We start from the raw sequence: 20078 nt of genomic DNA, 5'->3' as shown, positions 1-20078 counted from the left end.
CCGTCGCTGTCCCGGCCGCCGCCAGCTGCGCGATAACCGCGCCATCGGCGCGCTGGATATTCCGTACGGCGTAGCTCACCTCATCGCTCCAAAGCACGGCACGCCCCCCGCATCGCACATCGCAAAAAAACAGGTGCTCCCAACCCGCACCCCAAAGATCCGGCCCCACCAGCCCTCCAGCGTCGCCCCCTCGAAAGGGAAGCGCGCAGCGCTTCAAGGGTGGGATCAGCCACAACCGCCACCCAAAAAAACAGCTGCCGCCGACCCGGGACGCCGAGGATCCGGCTCTGCCGGTCCTCCAGCGTCGCCCCCTTGAGGGGGAAGCGCGCAGCGCTTCGGGGGTGGGCTCTTCTAATCAGCCTTGATATTCGCGGCCTTGATCACACGCGCCCACTTGACGGTCTCGCCCTGCACGAACTTGCCGAAATCCGCGGCGGTGCCCGGCGTGGTGACGGCGCCCAGTTCCGACAAGCGCGTCTGCACGGCGGTGTCGGCCAGGGCCTTTTGCAGGGCGTCATTCAACTTGGCGATCACATCGGCCGGCGTGCCCTTGGGCGCGCACAGGCCCCACCAGACCGAGGCCGCGGCGTTGGGCAGGCCCAGCGACGCAATCGTGGGCACGCCCGGCAACAGCGCCGAGGGCTTGCTGTCCAGCACGGCCAGCGGCGTCATCTTGCCCGCCTTGATGTGGGGGATCGCCTCGACCGGGTTGATCGACATGAAGCTGATGCGTCCGCCCAGCATATCGGTGATGGCAGGCGCGCCGCCCTTGTAGGGAACATGCAGCGCATTGAACTTGCCTTCATCCTTCAGCAGTTCGCTGGCCAGATGGCCCGAACTGCCGTTGCCGGCAGACGCGTAAGTCAGCTTGTCCGGACTGGCCTTGCCTGCGGCGATCAGATCCTGCAGGGTCTTGAAGGGCGACGACGAGGGCACGACGACGACCAGCGGCGCGTAGCCGATCGCGCCCACGGGAACCAGGTCCTTGGCGGGGTCGAAGTTCAGATTCGTGAACAGGGCGGCATTGCTGGCCAGGGAGTTCGAGGCGGTCAACAGCGTATAGCCATCGCCGGGCGCGCGCGCCACGATGTCCATGCCGATGTTGGTTGCCCCGCCAGGGCGGTTGTCGATGATAATGCTTTGCTTGAGCGTTTCGCCCATCTTCTGGGCGACCAGCCGGGTGACGATATCGACGGCGCCGCCCGGTGCGTAGGGCACGACAATCTTGATGGGCTTGGACGGGAAGTCAGCCGCATGACTCATCGCGGGCATCGCGACGCCGGCGACGGCCGTAGCCAGGGCCAGGCCGCGGAAGAATTTGGACAGCATGCTGTCAGCTCGCATCGGAGTCTCCTAGAGTTCTAAAAAAATTCAGTATGTTGCGACCGTCATAATGGTTTACCCTTAGTTATAGTGTCCAATACTTTTTCCGTTGCACATTCATATGTTTTTCAAATAACCATGGATTTCCGTCAACTCCGCTACTTTGTCGCGGTGGCAGAGGAACTCAGCTTCAGCGCGGCGGCCCGCCGCCTGCATGTCAGCCAGCCGCCCTTGAGCATGCAGGTGAAATCCCTGGAAGACGAATTGGGCGCGACGCTGTTGCACCGAACCAAACGGCGCGTGGAGCTGACCGAGGCCGGCACCTTGTTCCTGGACCAGGCCAGGCGCGCCCTGCAGCACCTGGAGCGAGCCGGCGACGTCGTCCGCCAGGCAATGCAGGGCGAGGCGGGCGAAATCCGCATTGCGTTCACCGCCTCCGTGCCGATGTTCGACGCCTTTCCCCGGATCGTGCAGGCTTTCCGCAGCAGCCATCCCTCCGCCAAGGCGGACCTGTTGCACATGTCCACCGGCCAGCAATTGCAGGCACTGGCCGACCGCAGTATCGACGTGGGCTTCCTGCGCCCGTCCATCCTGTTCTGCCCGCCGCCGGACGTCCGCGTGTTGACGCTATGGGGCGACCGGCTGATGGCCGCACTGCCGGCGGGCCACCGGCTGGCACGCCAGGACACGCCGGTATCGATGGCGGCCTTGTCCGGCGAGTCTTTCATCCTGTTCCCGCGCGGCCTGGGCTGCGGCCTGTTCGAGCACGTCAGCGTCCTCGCCAGCCGTGCCGGGTTCGCCCTGCAGATCGGCCAGGAGGCCCGGGAAGGAGCCACCATCGTTGGCCTGGTGGCCGCGGGGATGGGTATTTCCATTCTGCCGGAAACCTACGCCAAAACCGGTATCCCAGGGGTGGTGTACCGCCCGCTGGACACGCCGGATGCCGGCAGCCAGATCCTGTTGGCGCACCGCAAGGACAACGATACGCCCCTGCTCGCGCGCTTTTTCGAGGTAGCCGCCGCCAGCCGCTGAATCGCCCCGCGACAGCCCTTATTTGGGCGTGGCGAATATGGTGATCGTGAATTCCGTCAGGCTATAGCCCATATCGTCGGCAATCTGCCGCAGCCGCCGTTCGATTTCCGGGTCGACGAATTCCTCGACGATCCCAGTGGAAGTACTGACCAGGTGTCCATGATGCCGTTCGCCGTCGTTCAGTTCGAAAACGGCCTTGTTGCCGCCCAGCTGGCTGCGTTTGAGCAACCCCGCCTGTTCGAACTGGGTCAGCACGCGATAGACCGTCGCCAGGCCCATTTCAACGCCTTCATTCATCAGGTGGCGATAGACGTCTTCCGCGCTGAGATGGCGCTGTTCGCTGTTGCGAAAGAGATCCAGAATTTTCAGGCGCGGGAATGTGACTTTCAGCCCGATACCCTTAAGATCGACGGAATCCGTCATGTCTGTCTTCCTCCTGCCATAAATGGCGCACGTGGCCCGGCGACAATGGCATCATGCGCATGGCGCCCGGCCGCACGGGTCGGGCGCGCTATCGCGGGAACCCCCAAACAATGAGCAATTCCAATCTGCACTATCGGACCTTCCTGTTCCTGTTGGTGGCCGTCTCGATCGCCTTCGGCTGGATCCTGTGGCCATTCTACGGCGCCGTCTTCTGGGGCACCATCCTGGCGATCATATTTTCGCCCCTGCACCGCCGGCTGCTGGCGCGCATGGGCAAGCGGCGCAACCTGGCCGCGCTGATCACCCTGCTGCTCTGCGTGCTGATCGCCATCCTGCCCATGATCCTGATCACCGGCTCGCTGGTGCAGGAAGGCACGGCGCTCTACCAGCAGATCAAGTCCGGCAACCTGAACTTCGGCGTGTACTTCGAACGCGTCGTGAATGCCCTGCCCCCGTCCGTGCACGGCTTGCTGGACCGCTTCGACCTGTCCGACATCCGCAGCCTGCAGCAGAAGCTTAGCGCCGCGACCGTGCAGGCCAGCCAGTTCCTGGCCACGCAGGCATTCAGCATCGGCCAGGATACCTTCCAGTTCGTCATTAGTTTCGGCGTCATGCTGTACCTGCTGTTTTTCCTGCTGCGCGACGGCGCGAGCCTGTCGCGCAGCATCAGCCGGTCGATTCCGCTCAGCGAGGCCTACAAGCAGCACCTGACGCGCAAGTTCACGACGGTGATCCGCGCCACCATCAAGGGCAACGTGGCGGTGGCCGCCACCCAGGGTCTGCTGGGTGGCCTGGCATTCTGGGTGCTGGGCATCCAGGGATCCCTGCTGTGGGGCGTGCTGATGGCCTTCCTGTCGCTGCTGCCCGCCGTGGGAGCGGCGCTGATCTGGGTCCCGGTGGCGGTGTATTTCCTGGTCACCGGCGCACTATGGCAGGGGCTGGGACTGATTGCCTTCTGCGTGCTCGTGATCGGCACGGTCGACAACATCATGCGCCCCATCCTGGTCGGCAAGGATACCAAGCTGCCCGACTGGCTGGTCCTGATTTCGACGCTGGGCGGCATGGCGCTGTTCGGCCTGAACGGTTTCGTGATCGGACCGCTGATCGCCGCGCTGTTTACCGCGGTATGGGACCTGTTCACGCTGGAGGGCGATACGCCGACGGAAGAATGAAGCGGCCGGTGCCGCATGCCGCATGCCGCGTGCAGGAAGCAGCCGATGCCGCATCCAGCGCGTACGCGCCCGGGGCTCATACCCGGGTACCGGGACGCTGCCCTACCAGGGAAAATCGATCAGCTCGCCATACTGGCGCCGCAGCGCCTCCTTGACCTGCGGCGAACGCTGGTAAACGGAGATCAATTTCAGCAGACGCTGATCCTGTGCGTGCTCGGGCAGCGCCACCCAGCGTATCGCGTAGCGCCGGACATTGGCGGGATCGCCGTTGTCGAACGCCAGCCCATCCTTTTCGCCCAGTCCGCCATGCCTGGCGAAGGTCGTGTAGGTGGCCGAAGCCGTCACATCGTCGAAGGCACGCGCCGCCTGCGCCCCTTCGATGGCCACGAATTTCAGGTCCAGCGGGTTGCTTTCCACGTCCAGCAGCGTCGCGCGTTCGGCTGCGCCAGCCTTCAGCCGGATCAATCCCATCGACTGCAACAGCAACAGGGCGCGGCCCGTATTGACCGGGTCGGACGGGATCCCTATCGAGGCGCCCGGCGGCATGGGCTCGCCGCGCTTCACCTTCTTGGAAAACAGCCCCATGGTGGTCGAATAACCATACGCGATGGGCTGCAGATTGGCGCCGCGGCTGCGGTTGAAAAGATCCAGGAAGGGCTCGTGCTGGAAGTAATTGGCGTCGATGGAGCCGTCGGCGACGGCCACATTGGGCATCACCCAATCGGCGAATTCCACCAGCTTCGCATTGACGCCTTCATCGCGGGCCTGGGCCATGGCGATTTCCGTCGCTTCGTTGGCCACGCTGGCGATAACGCCGATGCGCAGCGGCGCGGGCTGCGCCCACACCCGTACGGCGGGCGCAGCGCCCAGGGCAGCGGACGCCCCCAGGGCTCGCAACAGCCGGCGGCGCGGCGGGCAGTATGAATCGGGCATCGGGGCAGGTTCCTTCCGGGTAAGGAAAGGCGCCTAGCCGGCGCTGTCGTCGCCGGGCCCTTCGCCGAACGGAAAGAATTCGCCCGACCGCGGATCGCGGATGAACAACAGGCCCGTCGCCACGCCGAAATAGGCACCGTGCAAGTGCAGCTCGCCGCGCTCGACGCGCTGGCGGATATAGGGGAAGGTCATGAGATTCTTCAGGCTATGCTCGACGACGCGCAGTTCAAGCCGGCGCAGGTCCGCCTGCCGTTCTCCGGTCAAATCCACTTTGCTGGCGGTGGCTTCGATCTGCGACATCCACTTGCCGATGAAGTCGCCCTTGGCCAGGGGCTCGGCATCGTCGTAGTACGAACGGATGCCCCCGCAGGAAGCATGGCCCATGACTACGATGTGCTTGACGTTCAATCCGTTGACGGCGAACTCAATGGCCGAACTGGTACCGTGGTAATGCGAATCGGGCTCGTAGGGGGGCACCAGGTTCGCCACGTTGCGCAGCACGAACATTTCCCCGGGACCGGCATCGAAAATCAATTCGGGGGCGACGCGCGAGTCACAGCAGCCGATGACCATGATTTCGGGGCTCTGCCCTTCCGCCAGTTGACGGTACCGGTTGCGCTCCGCGGGGAAACGTCCGGCGAGAAAATCCTGGTAGCCGCTGGTCAGCCGCTGGGGAAAGTCGAAAGTATCTTCCATGGTGATCACGCCTGCATCAAAATCGAAGCCTATTCTACTAGCGCCGGAACCGCGCCGGCCATCCTGCGCGGCGATGCCACGCGCAGCGTGGGAACCGCTCCCCGATCTGCCGTGCAGCGCCCGCTTGCGGGCACCCCGGCGGACCTACAATGCGCGCATGCCCGCCCCTATTCCCCCGCCCTCGTCGGGCGACCTGTTCGGCAGTCCGGATGAGGAAACTCCCTGGGACGAACCCATCGCCGCCGGCGCGGTGCTGCTGCGCCGCTACGCTTGCGCCCGCGCGCCGGCTTTGCTGGCCGCGGTCAAGGCAATCGCCGCAGCGGCGCCGTTCCGCCACCTGATCACCCCGGGCGGACAACGGATGTCCGTGGCGATGACCAATTGCGGTGCCCAGGGATGGATATCCGATCGGCGGGGCTACCGTTATGGGCCGCTGGATCCGCTCAGCGACCAGCCCTGGCCCGCCATGCCGGATATCCTGGCGGAGCTGGCGCGCGAGGCGGCCGCGCGCGCGGGATATGCGGATTTCGCGCCCGAGGCCTGCCTGATCAACCTTTACCGTCCCGGCGCGCGGCTTACCCTGCACCAGGACCGCGACGAACTGGATCTGCGCGCGCCCATCGTATCGGTATCGCTGGGCTTGCCGGCCACGTTCCTGTTCGGTGGCCTGCAGCGGACAGATCCCACACGCCGCTTTCCCCTCGTGCATGGCGACGTCGCCGTCTGGGGCGGCCCCTCGCGCCTGGCGTTCCACGGCATCGCGCCGCTGCGCGACGGCCTGCACCCGGCTACCGGTGCCAGCCGTGTGAACCTGACCTTCCGCAAGACGCGCTAGGCCCGCCGACACCGCAAGCAGGCGACCCTGGCAGCGGATCAACCGCGCGGATGATGCTGCGCATGCAGCGTCTTCAAACGCTCGCGCGCGACATGCGTGTAGATCTGCGTGGTGGATATATCCGCGTGGCCCAGCAGCATCTGGACCACGCGCAGATCCGCGCCATGATTGACGAGATGCGTGGCGAAAGCGTGACGCAGGACGTGCGGTGAAATCGGCGCGCGTATCTCGGCTTCGCGCGCATAACGGCCCACCATCAGCCAGAAGGTCTGCCGGTGCATGGCCTCGCCCCGCACCGTGACGAACAACGCATCGCACATACGCCCCGCGAGCAGCAGCGGCCGCGCGTGCTTCGCATAGCGATCCACCCAATGCGCCGCCTCCGCGCCCAGCGGCACCAGCCGGTCCTTGCCGCCCTTGCCGCCCACCACCCGGACCACGCCTTCATTCAGGTTGACGTCCAGCGCTGCCAGCCCGACCAGCTCCGACACCCGCAGCCCGGTGGCATACAGGGTCTCCAGCATGGCCTTGTCGCGCAGTCCAAGTTCGGTTTCCACCCGCGGCGCGCGCAGCAGCGCCTCGACCTGGAACTCCGACAGGATCTTGGGCGTGCGCAGGGGCTGCCGGGCGGATCGCACGGACAGGCAGGGGTCCTGGGCGATCCGCCGTTCTCGCAAGGCCCATTGGAAGTAGCGCCGCAGCGCCGACAGGCGCCGGTTGGCCGTAGTCGGCCGCGTATCCGCATGAACGGAAGCGAACCAGCTTTCGATATCGCCGGTGCGTGCCTCGGAGATGCGCCGGCCCTCGTGTTCATGCAGCCAGACGTCGAAGGCCGCCAGGTCGTTGCGGTACGCGCCCAGCGTGTTGCGGGACAAACCGTCTTCCAGCCACAGGGCATCTAGGAATTCCGCCACGGAGGGATCGATATCGCGCCGGCTCTGCAGGGACGGCGCGTCGGTAGCGGCGGGACGCGGCGTCCTGGCCATCTCGGCTCAACCGCCGGACACGTGAATCGACGCGGGGGGCACGGCGTCCGCCGCGCTTTGCCTCGCACGCCAGGCCTCATAGCCGCCGGCCAGGGCGCAGACATTGCGGTAGCCGGCCTTCAGCAACCGGTCGGCCAGGACAGCCGCCGAGATTTCCTCCGGACATGCGCAATACACGACGATCTGCGCGTCCAGGGGCCAGTGATAGGGTTCCTCGCCGATAGGTCCCCGCGGGTCGATCGCGATGGCGCCGGGCAAGGGATCGTCACTGCTGGCGCGTACGTCGAGCAGCACGGGCACGCAGCCGCGTGCCTGCATATCGTCCAGTTCATCCAGCGTGACCCGGCGCACATGGGCGAAACGCCGGATGGTGCGTTTGCGGCGCATCCAGCGATAGGCAAGGTAGCCGGCCAGGACCACGGCGATGGCCAGCAGGCCGTATCCGCCGTAGGCGCCGAGGACGTCCAGCACCTGGCCCACCATGTCGTTGAAGACAACCCCGATGAGCAGGGCCGAACCGGCCCAGATCAGCGCCCCCACTCCATCGTAGGCCGCGAACACGCCGAAAGGCAGGCCGGCGAAACCGGACATGACCGTGGAAAGCGCGCTGGCACCCGGCAGGAACTTCGCGACGAGCAGTACGCGCGGACCGGTGCGCCAATAAAGCGATTGCGTCTGCCGTATGCAGGAATCGCGCGAAATCGATACGCGGCAGACGGTACTCAGCAAGCCGCTGCCGAAGCGCTTGCCGCCTGCATACCAGCCGGAATCGGCGATCAGGCAGGCCAGTACGGCGGCCAGCAGTGTCAGCGGCCATGACAAATCGCCATGCGCGACCAGCGCGCCGGCCACGATCAGCAGCGGATAGGCCGGGATGGGCAGGCCGGCCTGCTCCAGCAATACATTAAGGAATACCAACAGCGGCCCGTACTCCAGCAGCAGGGTCTCGATATCTTTCAAATCCGTTCTCGCGGCGATTTACACACGGGCTGCCCCCCGGGGGGCGACAAAAACGCGGCCAGGCGCCGCCATACGGGATAATGAGGGCGCGCCGACTATTTTTCAATTCGGCGAAGGCTACGTACGCATGCCCCGTCCTTCCTTCATTACCCGCATTCTCGCCATTGGCGTCCTCCTGCACGTATACATCGGGCTGCGCCTCATTCCCGACGCTCCCGTCGCCGATGGCATCCGCTGGCTTGCCGGGCTGTACGTGGCGGCGTCCTGCGTCTTGATCCCGCTGGGCGCGCGCGCCAGGCAAATGGCCCTGAGCTGGTCGCGCCAGGCGGCATGGATAGGCCTGATGGCGATGGGGTTTTTCTCTTCGCTGCTGGTAATGACCCTGCTGCGGGATGTGCTTCTGGCGGCCGCCTGGGCCGCGGACGCGCTGCGCGGCCTGCCCCATGACCTGGCATCGCTACGGGCGGACTCGGCGCTGGCCGTGCCGGCGCTGGCGCTGCTGGTCACGCTGGTGGGCCTGTTCAACGCGCGGCGCCTGGCGCGCGTGGTCACGGTGGACGTGCCCATCGCCGGCCTGCCGCGGGCCCTGGAGGGTTTCACCATTGCGCAGATCAGCGACGTGCACGTCGGCCCGACCATCCGCCGGCCCTACGTCGAAGCCATCGTCGGGGCCGTCAACGCCATGGGCGCGGATATCGTGGCCATTACCGGCGATGTGGTGGACGGCCCGGTGGAACAACTGTCCCCGCATACCGCGCCGCTGGGTGGCCTGACGGGCCGCTACGGCGCCTATCTGGTCACGGGCAACCACGAATACTATTCCGGAGCCCGGGAATGGGTGAAGGAATTCCAGCGCCTGGGCCTGAACGTGCTGTCCAACCGCCATGTGGTCATCTCTCACAACGGCGCCCGGCTGGTCCTGGCCGGCGTCACCGACTACACAGCCGAACAGTTCGATCCCGCGCAGCGCAGCGATCCCCGCGGTGCCCTCCTGGGGGCGCCGGCCGATGCGACCGTGCGCATCCTGCTGGCCCACCAGCCGCGCACGGCCATCGCGGCCGAACCCGTGGGTTACACGCTGCAGATCTCCGGACATACGCACGGCGGCCAATTCCTGCCGTGGAACTTCTTCGTGCGCCTGCAGCAGCCCTTCACCGCCGGTCTCAGGAAAATGGGCCGGCTATGGGTCTATACCAGCCGCGGCACCGGCTACTGGGGACCGCCCAAGCGCGTCGGCGCGCCGTCGGAGATCACCCGCATCCGCCTGGTGCAGGCCGTCGAAGGCTGAGATCACTCCGCCGGCGTGGACGGCAGGTGCAGGCGGCCCGTGTGATAGTCGTAGGCGTAGACCTCGCCGTAACGGCCCCATTCGACCGCGACCCTGAGCACGCGCTCGGCCTCGTCGGCCTTGAGGAATTCCTCCAGCATGTCCAGGAACTGCTTGTCCGGCAATTCGCCGGTGGGCTCCTGCTGCAGCGAATGACAGATGTTGGCCGCCAACGGAATATGCGCCAGCAATTGCCGCCCGAATATTTCCTGGCGCTCCTGCTGTTCGGCGCCGGCGTAGCGCCGTCCCACGGAAGTCAGCGCGATATCGCCCTGCTCGACGACGGCCAGGCCCAGCAGGCCCAGGGCTTCGTAGGCCGGGAACAGTTCCTCGTCGGGCAGGCCGGCTTCCTCCGCCAGGCGCGGCAGGTCCGCCCTGCCGTTCAGCGGGGGTTCCGCCAGCAGCTCCAATACCGCCTCCATGGTGCCGACGTTGGCATCGGGCAGGCGATAGGCCTGGTGGACCGGCGCGGCCGGCGCGCCGGCCGCCGACGCCGGCAGCGGCTTGGCCGTCATCAGCGAATAGACCTGGTCCACCAGGGCCCGCACTTCCGGTGAATCCGCGTTGCGGGGGCGCGGCAGGGTCACGTGGATTTCATCGCGCACGCGGCCGGGATCGCTGGCGAAGATGAGGATGCGATCGGCCATCACGGCGGCTTCCTCGATGTTGTGCGACACCACCAGGATGCCCCGCGTGCCCATGCGGCGCTCTTCCCACAGCTCCAGCATGTCGTCGCGCAGCGATTCGCCGGTCAGCACGTCCAGCGCGGAGAAGGCCTCGTCCATGAGCAGCACGTCCGGATTCGTCGCCAGGGCCCGGGCAATGCCGACCCGCTGGCGCATGCCGCCGGACAACTCGCGCGGCAAGGCGCCGCCGAACCCCGCCAGGCCGATCAGCTCCAGCGCGGCCTCGGCACGCTGTTCCCGTTCAGCCGGCGCCACGCCCTGCGCTTCCAGGCCCAGCGCGACGTTCTGCCGCACCGTCAACCACGGGAACAGCGCGAAGGACTGGAACACCATCGCAATGCCCGCGGCCGGGCCGTACAGCGGCTGGCCGCGATAGCGGACGGTGCCGTGATCGGCGGGGATCAGGCCGGCCATGATACGCAGCAGCGTGGATTTACCGGATCCGGACTTGCCCAGCAGGGCGACGATCTCGCCATCCCGCAAATGGAAATCGACGCCTTCCAACACCGACCGCGCCGCGCCGTCCGCGGTACGGAACATCTTGCTGACCCCGGTCAGCTCCAGCAGATTGTTCTGGGCCATCATCGCTATCTGCTCCACTTTTCCGCCAACACATACAGCCGGCGCCACAGCAACCGGTTCAAACCCATCACGAAAACGCACATGACGCCGATGCCCAGCGCGATGCGCGGAAAATCCCCTCGCGAAGTCATGTCCGCGATATAGCCGCCCAGGCCCGTTGCCGTCAGCGTGGTCTTGCCCCAGGTGACGACCTCGGCGACGATGCTGGCATTCCAGGAACCGCCGCTGGCCGTGATCGCGCCCGTCACGAAGCTGGGGAAAACCGCCGGCAGATAGAAGCGCCGCCACTTCAGCCAGCCTTTCAGGCCCAGGTTGTCGGCGGCGTAGCGCAATTCGCTCGGAATAGTGGTCGCGCCGGCGACCACGTTGAACAAGATATACCACTGCGTGCCGAAGATGATCAGCGGGCTCAGCCAGATTTCCGGATTCAGCCCGAAGGCGACGATCACGATGACCGCCAGCGGGAAAAGCAGGTTGGAGGGGAAAGCGGCCAGCAGTTGCGCCACCGCCTGGACCCGTTGCGACCACGCCGGGCGCAGGCCGATCATGATGCCCACCGGCACCCATACGAGCGACGCCAGGACGATCAGCACCAGCACGCGCACGAGCGTGATCAGGCCGAAGCCGAACACGCGCAGGACTTCCGCCCAGCCGACCTCGGCATGCACGAAGATCACCAGCCGCCACACGGCGATCAAGGCCAGTGCGGTAAGCACGGCATCCACGGCGCGCTCGATATAGGCGCTGCGCGTACGCACACGCGCGCGCACCGACGTTCCGTCATATTCCCGGCGGAACCAGCCGAGCACGCGTTGGGCCTGTCCCGCCATCGCTTCGCTGCATGCCCGCGTCAGCCGGCCGCGCCGCAGCCAGTCGAGCACCCACGACTGCTGCGCGGTATTGCTTTGCGTATCCTCGAAACGGAACTTGTCGGCCCATGCCAGCAGTGGGCGAAAGAAAAGCTGGTCGTACAGCAGGATACCGATCGCCATCGCGATGATGGCGTAGACGATCGCATGCACGTTCTGCGCGTCGATGGCGACCGCGATGTACGAGCCGATGCCGGGCAGCTTGATATCCTGGTTGGATACGGTGATGGCTTCGGAGGCCACCACGAAGAACCATCCGCCGGACATCGACAGCATCATGTTCCATAGCAGGGCCGGCGTGGCATAGGGCAGCTCCAGCCGCCAGAAGCGCTGCCAGGCGCTCAGGCGGAACACGCGCGCGGCCTCGTTCAGCTCCGACGGTACCGTGCGTATCGATTGATACAGGCTCAGCGCCATGTTCCACGCCTGCGACGTGAAGATGGCGAAAATGGCCGCGCACTCCACGCCGAGCAGGCTGCCCGGAAACAGGGCGATAAACCCCGTGACCGTGATCGACAGGAAGCCCAGGATGGGAATGGACTGCAGGATGTCCACCATCGGAACCAGGATTTTTTCCGCCGTGCGCGACTTGGAGGCAATCGCGGCGAAGATGAAGCTGAACAACAACGACGCGGCCAGCGCCATGAACATGCGCAGGGTGGTGCGCAAAAGGTAGTACGGCAGGTAGGCCGGGTCCAGCGATATCGGCAGGGGCGTACCCACCGCGTAGGGCTTGGCCATCTGCGACGCGCCGAAGGCCAACGCCGCCAGCACGCCCAGGACGAGGGGCAGCAGAGCCCAATCCCAACGGTTGGGACCGCGGCCATCGGCGGATCGGACCGCCGGCTTGGAGACGAAAATCGGGTACATCCCTGCTCCCGCAGGCAAAGACAGGACGGCGGTTGCTGCGCGACATGCGCGCCCGCGAAGGCGAGCGCAAAGTATCACGACAAGAGACCACCGTCCACCGTCGAAACTTGACGCTATTCTGAACACCTTTCTGGCGCGGCAACCGCGGCATTTTCTGGCCAGTTTATTTTTCGTTTACGATCGGCGACTTCTTCGTCGAAGAGCGATGCCGCATACATGGCCACGCCTGACAATAACGACAGCCTGCTCGCGCGGCCGGCTTTCGCCCATTTCCTGGCGGCCCGCTTCGCCGCCTCGCTGGCATTCCAGATGGTCTCGGTCGCCGTCGGCTGGCAAATCTATGCATTGACCGGCAGCGCGCTGGACCTGGGCCTGATCGGCCTGGCCCAATTCGCGCCGATGCTGATCCTGACGCTGGTGGTTGGGCACGTTGCCGACCGCTACGACCGGCGCAAGATCGTCGCGATATGCATGGCCGTCGAAGCGCTGGCCGCCATCGTGCTGGCAGCGGTATCCCTGAGCGGTGAGGCGAATCATCAGATCGTGTACGCGGCCATCGTCGCGATCAGCGCGGCGCGCGCATTCGAATCGCCCACCCTGCCCGCGCTGATCCCCTCGGTCGTGCCGCGCTTCCTGATTCCGCGGGCCACGGCGCTGTCGGCATCGTCCAACCAGGTCGCGCAGATCGCCGGTCCGGCGCTGGGCGGTGTGGGATATGCGCTGGGAGCGGGATGGGTATACGCCGCCGCAGCAGCCTGCTACGGGGTGGGCCTGGTCTCCATGCTATCCATGAAGACAGAAGGCCCGCCGGTACGCAAGGAACCCACCACGTGGCAAAGCCTCTTCGCGGGATTTACCTTCATCGCCAGCCGCCGCATCCTGTTCGGCACGCTATCGCTGGACCTGTTCGCCGTGCTGCTGGGCGGGGCCACTGCCCTGCTGCCGATTTTCGCCAAGGACATTCTGCAGGCCGGGCCTTGGGCCCTGGGCGCGCTGCGCGCGGCGCCGGCCGCGGGAGCCGCGGCAACGGCGTTGTTCCTCGGACGTAAAAACCTGGGCGGCAATATCGGCATGACCCTCTTCGGCGCCCTCTTTCTGTTCGGCCTGGCCACCATCGTCTTCGGCTATTCCCGCTCCATCCCGGTTTCCGTGGCCGCGCTGGTCCTGCTGGGTGCGGCGGATTCCATCAGCGTGGTGGTGCGTTCCTCGCTGGTGCAGTTGAATACCCCCAACGACATGCTGGGGCGGGTCAGTGCCATCAATATGCTGTTCATCGGCACCTCCAACCAATTGGGCGAATTCCGCGCCGGCGTCATGGCCGAGGCCACGGGGGCAGTGGCCGCAGTGGTGCTGGGCGGCTTCGGCACCATCCTGGTCGCGGGCCTATGGATGTGGTGGTACCCGGAACTGCGCAACCTGCGGTCGCTGGACGACGTGCCGCATCGTTGAATGGCGGCCGTTGTAGAATCGGGGACGGACGATTCCCCGCCCTCTCCCGAGACCTACCCGCCATGACCGATCGCATATTCGTTTTCCTCGGCGCCCTGAATATGTTCCTGGCTGTCGGCGCGGGCGCTTTCGGCGCGCATGGCCTGCGCCGCGTACTGTCCCCGGAAATGCTGGCCGTCTGGCACACCGCCGTCACCTACCAGATTGCCCACGCCCTGGGCCTGCTGGCCCTTGCCGCCCTCAGCGCCCGCTATGGACATGGATCGGCGCTCTGGACCGCGGCCGGCTGGCTGATGTTCGCCGGTATCGTATTGTTCAGCGGCAGCCTGTATCTGCTGTCCGGCACCGGCGTCCGCTGGCTGGGCGCGGTGACGCCGCTGGGCGGCGTGGCATTCCTGGCCGCCTGGGCCCTGGTCGCGTGGCAGGCCTGGCGCACGATGGCGAACAGCTGAGCCCCCGTCATGCCAGTGCCCTCCACGGCCCGCCCGACGGCGAGCGCCGGGATCCTGTACATCCTGTGCGGCATGCTGTGCCTGACGATCAGCGACGCCATCGCCAAGTGGCTGGGCGCCACGTACCCGCCCACGCAGATCCTCTTCCTGCGCTGCGCGATCGCCCTGCCCTTCATCGGCGCGATCGTGCTTGCGCTCGGAGGCAGGCACGCCCTGCGTACGCGCCATCCCGGCATCCATTTGCTGCGCGGCGCGATCAATGTGATATCCGCCAGTGCGTTCTACGCCAGCCTGCGCTATCTGCCGTTCGCCGAAGCCACGGCCATCTCGTTCGCGGCGCCTCTGTGCGTCACGCTGCTATCGGTCGTGGTGCTGAAGGAGCGGGTCGACGCCCTGCGCTGGGGCGCCATCGTCCTGGGTTTTTTGGGCGTGCTGCTGATCGTGCGGCCCGGTACCGCCAGCTTCCAGCCGGCGGCCTTGCTGCCTTTGGTGACGGCGGTGCTGTACGCCGCCATGATGATCAGCGCGCGCGCCATCGGGCACGGCGAAAGCTTCTTGACCATGGCCTTCCATATCGTCGCGGCACAACTGGTTTGCGCGGCGACGACCCTGCCGTGGTTCTGGCACACGCCCGATCCCATGCATTGGCCGTTCTTCGCCGGCGTCGCGCTGTTCAGTACGCTGGGCTTGTCCCTGATCACACAGGCTTTCCGCATCGCGCCGGCGTCGGTAGTCGCCCCGTTCGACTACACCGGGCTGATCTGGGCCACCCTTCTGGGCTGGGTGTTCTGGCAGGAAACGCCGGACGCCATGACCTGCATCGGCGCGGCGGTCATCGTCGCCGCGGGCCTGAGCATCATCCTGCGCGAGACGATGCGGCCGGCGCGTTCGCGCCGATGACGACATACAGGCGCCACGCCAGTCCCAGGCCCAGCACCAGCAGCGTGCCGATCAAGCCCGCGACGCCGTTCCAGCCGGCGACCTCCCAGCATTTGCCGCCAACGGAGCCCAGCACGCTGGAACCCAGGTAATAGGCGAGCAGATACAGGGACGCCGCCTGGGCTTTGTACCCGCGCGCCAGCTGGCCTACCCAGCCGCTGGCGACGGCGTGCGCGGCGAAAAAACCGAAGGTGGCCAGGATCACGCCCGCAATCACCATCGCCAGCGGGGACAACAGCGTCAGCAGGGTTCCCAACAGCATGGTGCCCACGCCCAGACACAGCATCAGGCCGCGCCCGTGGCGGTCGGCCAGGCGGCCGAACAGCGCCGAGGCGAATATCCCCACCACGTAAACGGTGAAGATGGCGCTGATCGTCGCCTGGCTGAGCGAATACGGCGGTGCCAGCAGGCGGAAGCCGGCATAGTTGTAAACCGTGACGAACCCGCCCATCAGCAGGAACGCCAGCGCGAACAGCGACAATAGGTTGACGTCGACCAGATGGGTCACGATGCCCGCGCGCGCGGCCTGCCAGCCTCCGCCGCGTTGCGGCCTGAAGTGGCGCGAGGCCGGCAGGCTCATGACGAACAGAATGGCCGAGCCGATCCCCAGCACGCCAACCACCGTCATCGCGACACGCCAGTCGAAATAGTCCGCCAACAGGCCGGTCATGACGCGCCCGGCCATGCCGCCGAAAGCGCTCCCGCCGATATACAGCCCCATGGCGAATCCCAGGTCCGAGGGAGCGACTTCCTCGGCCAGATAGGCCATGGCGACCGCGGGCACGCCACCCAGCACGAGGCCTTGCAGGGCCCGCACCGCAAGCAGCGCATGCCACGTCGGCGTCAGCGCCGCCGCCAGGGTAAGAATGCCCGAGGCGAACAGCGAAGCGGCCATGATGCCCTTGCGCGGTAGCCTGCCGGACCAGAAGCCCACGATGAAGATCGCCAATGCCAGCAGGCCGGTGGTCAGCGAAAGCGACAGGCTGCTCTGCGTGGGCGTGATGCCGAAATGCCCGGTGAACAGCGGCAGCAGCGGCTGGACGCAGTACATCAGCGAGAAAGTGGAAAAGCCGGCGGCAAACAGTGCCCAGTTGGTGTTGCGATAGCCTGGCGTGCCGCGCGTATGGCGCGGCGGCGGCGCGTCGCGCCCGGTCGATGGCGAAGTCATGATGCGTAAGGACAAAGCGTGGCGACCGGCCCGAAGACATCTCCAGGCAAAAAAAACGGCGCAGCGCCAGGGCGTTACAGTAGGACGAATTCGTCGCACTTGTCCAATCGCGTGGGATGCCGCGATGCGAGCCGCCCAAATGCCCACGGGGCGTCAGGGTGACGCCAGGACCGCATCGAAGCGACGCCGCGCGAGAGGATCGGGATCAATCGCCCGCGCCGGAAAAATGCCGATGCAGAACGTCACGGATGCGCGGATGGCCTGCGGCCTGGTCGGCCACTGCCGCCAGGCGTGGGCAGTGTTCATCGAACCATGCCCGCCGTGGGCGCCAGCGCGTCATGACGGTCACATACAGGTCCAGGGCACTAAGCTGCTCGCCCAGCACGTGCGGTTCGCCAACCTGCTCTTCGATCGTGCGCCAGAGCAATTCGCGGCGCGCATCGGTTGTCTCTCGCAGCTTGCGCGCCGCGTCCCCGTCCAGCGTCCAACGCACCGGGTCGTCGCCGTAGGTATACGTCGGATAGATGGCCGCGGCCAACCGCACCAGCATTTCGAAGAAACGCGCGCGCGGCAGGCCGCCCCCCGCCGGCGCCAGATTCGCATGGGGCGCGGCGTCGTTCAGGTGCAGGATCATCGCGGCGCTTTCCGTCATGACGGCACCGCCGGGCAGGATAAGCGTCGGAACCTGGCCGAGCGGGTTCAGCCGCAGCAGGCGGTCGCGTCCCGGTCCGGGCTTCAGGTAAGGGATATCGGTGATGCGGCTATCCAGCCCGGCCAGCCGCAGCGCGGCCTCGACGATGGCCGAGCCGCAACCGCGCGAGCCGATCAGTTCATAGTGGGTCATGGCGGCGCTCCCCTGCGAGTCCCCCCCGCGGTCCCAAAAACTGTACACCGCCACCGCGCCGTCGGGCGCATCAGGACGTAACGGGACCGCCGAAAACCGGCGCCGGCTCTCCGTCGATGACCGTGCGCAACACCGCCAGAAAGCGGCGCGCCATCAGCGGCAAGGGCTGCAAGTCCGAATACGTGGCCCAGATGCCTACCCGGGCGGCCGGCGCGATCGGCCGGACGGCGACCGAGCGTCGCAACTCGGGGCCGACGCACCAGGCGTCCACCATGGCAGGTCCCAGCCCCTGCTGCACGAAGGCCGCCGCCGTCACGGGCGAATGCACTTCCACGGCGGCCGCATGGGACGGGGTGCCGCCGAAGAATTCCGCCAACACCCGGCCCAGCGGCGCCTCGGCGGGGTAGCCCAGCCAATCCACCGAGGAGAAATCCTCCGGCCGTATCACGGGGCGGGCAGCCAGCGCATGGCCCGGAGGAAGGATGCAGACCACCTCGCTGTGGCCCAATTCGACCGCCGCCAGGTTGGGATGATCCGGCGGACGCATGGAAACGGCGATGTCCGCCTGACCGCTCAGGAAATACCCGGCCAGTTCATCGTAGGTGGCGCTGCGGTAATCGACGCGCACGTGCGCCTTGCCGGCACGCAACTCGCGCAGCGTGGTCGGAATCATGCGCTGGCCGAAACTGGCGCTGGACACGACCCGCAGCATGCCGGCACCGGCCTCGCCCAGGCTGGTCGCCAGCGCGTTGACACGCTGGATGCCGCCGTAGACCTGTTCCACCTCGGCATAAAGGCGACGGGCCTCGGCCGTCGGCGCCAGCCGGCTGCGGGAACGCTCGAACAGGGGATAGCGCAGCCGGGTTTCCATCAGCGCCAGCACGCGGCTGATGGCGGGCTGTGACACGTGGAGCATGCGGCCCGCGCCGCTGATGGAGCCGGACAGCATGATGGCGCGGAACACCTCGATCTGCCGCAGGTTCAGCGGCGGCCGCGCGCCCGCATCGCCGCCGCGGGGCGCGCCTGCTTCCAGCGTCGGATCGTCTTCGTGCATTGCCTGGTCCGGTTTCGCGGCACGCTCATGCGGCGATATCGCCGGGCGGGCCGTGGGGGGGATTGGATAACGCGCGATTATAGGTTTTCGATATTTTTTGATATGCGACCGGCGCCGGCCCGGTGTTACGGTGTCGCGTTTCACCACCTCGCATGCAAACCAAACAAGGGGAATTAACCATGTCCATGTTCACGCCGTTTCGCCGCTGGGCCCTGGCGGCGGCCCTGGCCGCCGTTGCCGGCAGCGCAGCCGCCGCCGGTGCAAACTGGCCGGATCACCCGGTCACCTTCATCGTCCCGTCCGCCGCCGGCGGGTCCCCCGACGTGCTCTCGCGCCTGATCACCACTCAGCTGGCCAAGCAGACGAATGCGTCGATCGTCGTGGAAAACCGTCCGGGCGCGGCCGGCAACATCGGCATCAACCTGATCAAGCGCGCGGCGCCGGACGGCTACACGATCGGCTACGGCAATATCAACACGCTGGCCGTGAACCGGTCGCTGTTCAAGAAACTGCCGTATGACGTGGACAAGGATTTGGAGCCGGTCATCCATATGTTCGACCTCTACAACATCCTGATCGTGCCCGAGAATTCGCCGGCCCACAGCGTGCAGGACCTGATCGCCCTGGCGCGCAAGAATCCCGGCAAGCTGTCCTACGGCGCGCCGGGCGTCGGCACCACCGGCCACATGGGCGGCGAACTGTTCAAGAGTATGGCCAAGATCGACGTCATGTTCATCCCCTACAACGGCGGCCCCGCGGCCATCCAGGATCTGCTGGGCGGGCGCATCGACTATCTGTTCGCCAATTCCTCCGAGGCCGGCCCGCTGGTCAAGAGCGGCAAGGTGCGCGCGTTGGGCGTCAGCAGCCTCAAGCGGCTGGACATGTTCCCGGACGTGCCCACCCTGGACGAATCCGGCCTGAAGGGCTACGAAACCGTGGCCTGGGGCGGCGTGGTGGCCCCGCACGGCACCCCCAAGGACGTCATCGCCAAGATCAACGCCGATATCGCGCAGGCGCTGAAGGCCCCTGAAGTACGCGAAGGCCTGGCTACCCTGGGCGCCCTGCCCGCCGGCGGCAGCCCGGAAGACTTCAAGAAACTGATGAACAGCGAGACCGCCAAGTGGCGCGAGATCATCGAAACCGCGAAGATCGAGAGACTGGATTAGAGGTAGGCCCACCCCCGAAAGCGCTGCGCGCTTTCCCCCTCAAGGGAGCGACGCCGGAGGACCGGCGGAGCCGGATCCTCGGCGTCCCCGATCGGCAGCATCTGTTCTGTGCGTGGGGGAAGCCCCAACCCCGAAACGCTGCGCGGCTGTCTTTCGATGTCCCATGTGTGGGGCGGTCGTGGTGCAATCTATGATGCCCGTTTCCCTGGGGAGGCGGGTCGTTTGAAGCGTAATGGAGAAATGAAATGGATGCCGACCTGATTCTGCGCGGGGCTACCGTGATCGACGGCAGCGGCGCGCAACGCTATGTTG

Annotated in this window: 19 protein-coding genes; 8 read left to right on the top strand and 11 right to left on the bottom strand. The window is 66.3% G+C overall.

Annotation, left to right across the window (positions count from 1 at the left end; genetic code table 11):
* Positions 1-351: 351 nt before the first annotated feature.
* Entirely contained in the window at positions 352-1344 is a 993-nt protein-coding gene (locus ACO1P8_RS12750; protein ID WP_486296250.1) for a Bug family tripartite tricarboxylate transporter substrate binding protein, read from the bottom strand.
* Between the two features lie 117 nt (positions 1345-1461).
* Here ACO1P8_RS12750 and ACO1P8_RS12745 point away from each other — a divergent pair, with 117 nt between their 5' ends.
* Entirely contained in the window at positions 1462-2355 is an 894-nt protein-coding gene (locus ACO1P8_RS12745) for a LysR substrate-binding domain-containing protein (protein ID WP_486296249.1), read from the top strand.
* A gap of 18 nt (positions 2356-2373) precedes the next feature.
* Here ACO1P8_RS12745 and ACO1P8_RS12740 read toward each other — a convergent pair whose 3' ends face one another.
* Entirely contained in the window at positions 2374-2778 is a 405-nt protein-coding gene (locus ACO1P8_RS12740; RefSeq protein ID WP_066635603.1) for a ferric uptake regulation protein, read from the bottom strand.
* 110 nt (positions 2779-2888) lie between these two features.
* On the opposite strand from ACO1P8_RS12740, the gene ACO1P8_RS12735 reads away from it, so the two are divergent.
* Positions 2889-3950, top strand: a complete 1062-nt coding sequence (locus tag ACO1P8_RS12735; RefSeq protein ID WP_486296248.1) for an AI-2E family transporter — start codon at positions 2889-2891, stop codon at positions 3948-3950.
* Between the two features lie 102 nt (positions 3951-4052).
* Here ACO1P8_RS12735 and ACO1P8_RS12730 read toward each other — a convergent pair whose 3' ends face one another.
* Positions 4053-4883, bottom strand: a complete 831-nt coding sequence (locus ACO1P8_RS12730; RefSeq protein ID WP_486296247.1) for a MetQ/NlpA family ABC transporter substrate-binding protein — start codon at positions 4881-4883, stop codon at positions 4053-4055.
* 33 nt (positions 4884-4916) lie between these two features.
* Positions 4917-5579 carry a carbonic anhydrase gene (locus ACO1P8_RS12725; RefSeq protein WP_486296246.1) on the bottom strand — a complete coding sequence of 221 codons (663 nt, stop codon included), beginning with the start codon at positions 5577-5579 and terminating at the stop codon, positions 4917-4919.
* 157 nt (positions 5580-5736) lie between these two features.
* On the opposite strand from ACO1P8_RS12725, the gene alkB reads away from it, so the two are divergent.
* On the top strand, positions 5737-6414 hold the full coding sequence (alkB, locus tag ACO1P8_RS12720; protein WP_486296245.1) for a DNA oxidative demethylase AlkB: 678 nt from the start codon (positions 5737-5739) through the stop codon (positions 6412-6414).
* A 38-nt stretch (positions 6415-6452) separates the two neighbouring features.
* Here the strand turns inward: alkB and xerD are convergent, their stop codons facing one another.
* Positions 6453-7400: a site-specific tyrosine recombinase XerD gene (gene xerD, locus ACO1P8_RS12715; RefSeq protein ID WP_486296244.1), complete on the bottom strand. Its 948-nt coding sequence runs from the start codon at positions 7398-7400 to the stop codon at positions 6453-6455.
* Between the two features lie 6 nt (positions 7401-7406).
* A complete protein-coding gene (locus tag ACO1P8_RS12710) occupies positions 7407-8360 on the bottom strand; it encodes a rhodanese-like domain-containing protein (protein WP_486296243.1) in 954 nt (317 codons plus the stop codon).
* A gap of 127 nt (positions 8361-8487) precedes the next feature.
* Here ACO1P8_RS12710 and ACO1P8_RS12705 point away from each other — a divergent pair, with 127 nt between their 5' ends.
* A complete protein-coding gene (locus ACO1P8_RS12705) occupies positions 8488-9648 on the top strand; it encodes a metallophosphoesterase (protein ID WP_486296242.1) in 1161 nt (386 codons plus the stop codon).
* Positions 9649-9650: 2 nt separating this feature from the next.
* On the opposite strand, the gene ACO1P8_RS12700 is transcribed toward ACO1P8_RS12705, so the two are convergent.
* Both ACO1P8_RS12700 and ACO1P8_RS12695 read right to left on the bottom strand, forming a co-directional pair.
* The gene (locus ACO1P8_RS12700) at positions 9651-10955 is read right to left on the bottom strand and encodes an ABC transporter ATP-binding protein (RefSeq protein ID WP_486296252.1); all 1305 of its coding nucleotides are present in this window, start codon (positions 10953-10955) and stop codon (positions 9651-9653) included.
* Between the two features lie 5 nt (positions 10956-10960).
* Positions 10961-12694 (bottom strand): ABC transporter permease, encoded by a 1734-nt coding sequence (locus tag ACO1P8_RS12695; protein WP_486296241.1) that lies wholly within the window; start codon positions 12692-12694, stop codon positions 10961-10963.
* Between the two features lie 216 nt (positions 12695-12910).
* On the opposite strand from ACO1P8_RS12695, the gene ACO1P8_RS12690 reads away from it, so the two are divergent.
* The 3 genes from ACO1P8_RS12690 to ACO1P8_RS12680 all read left to right on the top strand — a co-directional run bounded on the left by ACO1P8_RS12690 (position 12911) and on the right by ACO1P8_RS12680 (position 15495).
* On the top strand, positions 12911-14143 hold the full coding sequence (locus ACO1P8_RS12690) for an MFS transporter (protein ID WP_486296240.1): 1233 nt from the start codon (positions 12911-12913) through the stop codon (positions 14141-14143).
* A gap of 62 nt (positions 14144-14205) precedes the next feature.
* Positions 14206-14595: a DUF423 domain-containing protein gene (locus tag ACO1P8_RS12685; RefSeq protein WP_486296239.1), complete on the top strand. Its 390-nt coding sequence runs from the start codon at positions 14206-14208 to the stop codon at positions 14593-14595.
* A gap of 9 nt (positions 14596-14604) precedes the next feature.
* On the top strand, positions 14605-15495 hold the full coding sequence (locus tag ACO1P8_RS12680) for a DMT family transporter (protein ID WP_486296238.1): 891 nt from the start codon (positions 14605-14607) through the stop codon (positions 15493-15495).
* Here the strand turns inward: ACO1P8_RS12680 and ACO1P8_RS12675 are convergent.
* From ACO1P8_RS12675 to ACO1P8_RS12665, 3 genes are all read right to left on the bottom strand, one after another.
* The gene (locus ACO1P8_RS12675; RefSeq protein WP_486296237.1) at positions 15452-16702 is read right to left on the bottom strand and encodes an MFS transporter; all 1251 of its coding nucleotides are present in this window, start codon (positions 16700-16702) and stop codon (positions 15452-15454) included. The genes ACO1P8_RS12680 and ACO1P8_RS12675 overlap by 44 nt on opposite strands.
* Positions 16703-16907: 205 nt before the next feature.
* Positions 16908-17546 carry a glutathione S-transferase family protein gene (locus tag ACO1P8_RS12670; RefSeq protein WP_486296236.1) on the bottom strand — a complete coding sequence of 213 codons (639 nt, stop codon included), beginning with the start codon at positions 17544-17546 and terminating at the stop codon, positions 16908-16910.
* A 70-nt stretch (positions 17547-17616) separates the two neighbouring features.
* Positions 17617-18600 (bottom strand): LysR family transcriptional regulator, encoded by a 984-nt coding sequence (locus ACO1P8_RS12665; RefSeq protein WP_486296235.1) that lies wholly within the window; start codon positions 18598-18600, stop codon positions 17617-17619.
* Between the two features lie 185 nt (positions 18601-18785).
* Between ACO1P8_RS12665 and ACO1P8_RS12660 the strand changes: the two genes are divergently transcribed.
* Complete coding sequence (locus tag ACO1P8_RS12660) at positions 18786-19766, top strand: Bug family tripartite tricarboxylate transporter substrate binding protein (protein WP_486296251.1); 981 nt, start codon at positions 18786-18788, stop codon at positions 19764-19766.
* Positions 19767-20078: the final 312 nt, after the last annotated feature.

The organism is Bordetella sp. (genome assembly GCF_057362025.1).
The sequence above is the reverse complement of the archived record's forward strand: the minus strand, read 5'-3'. Positions and strand labels throughout refer to the sequence as shown.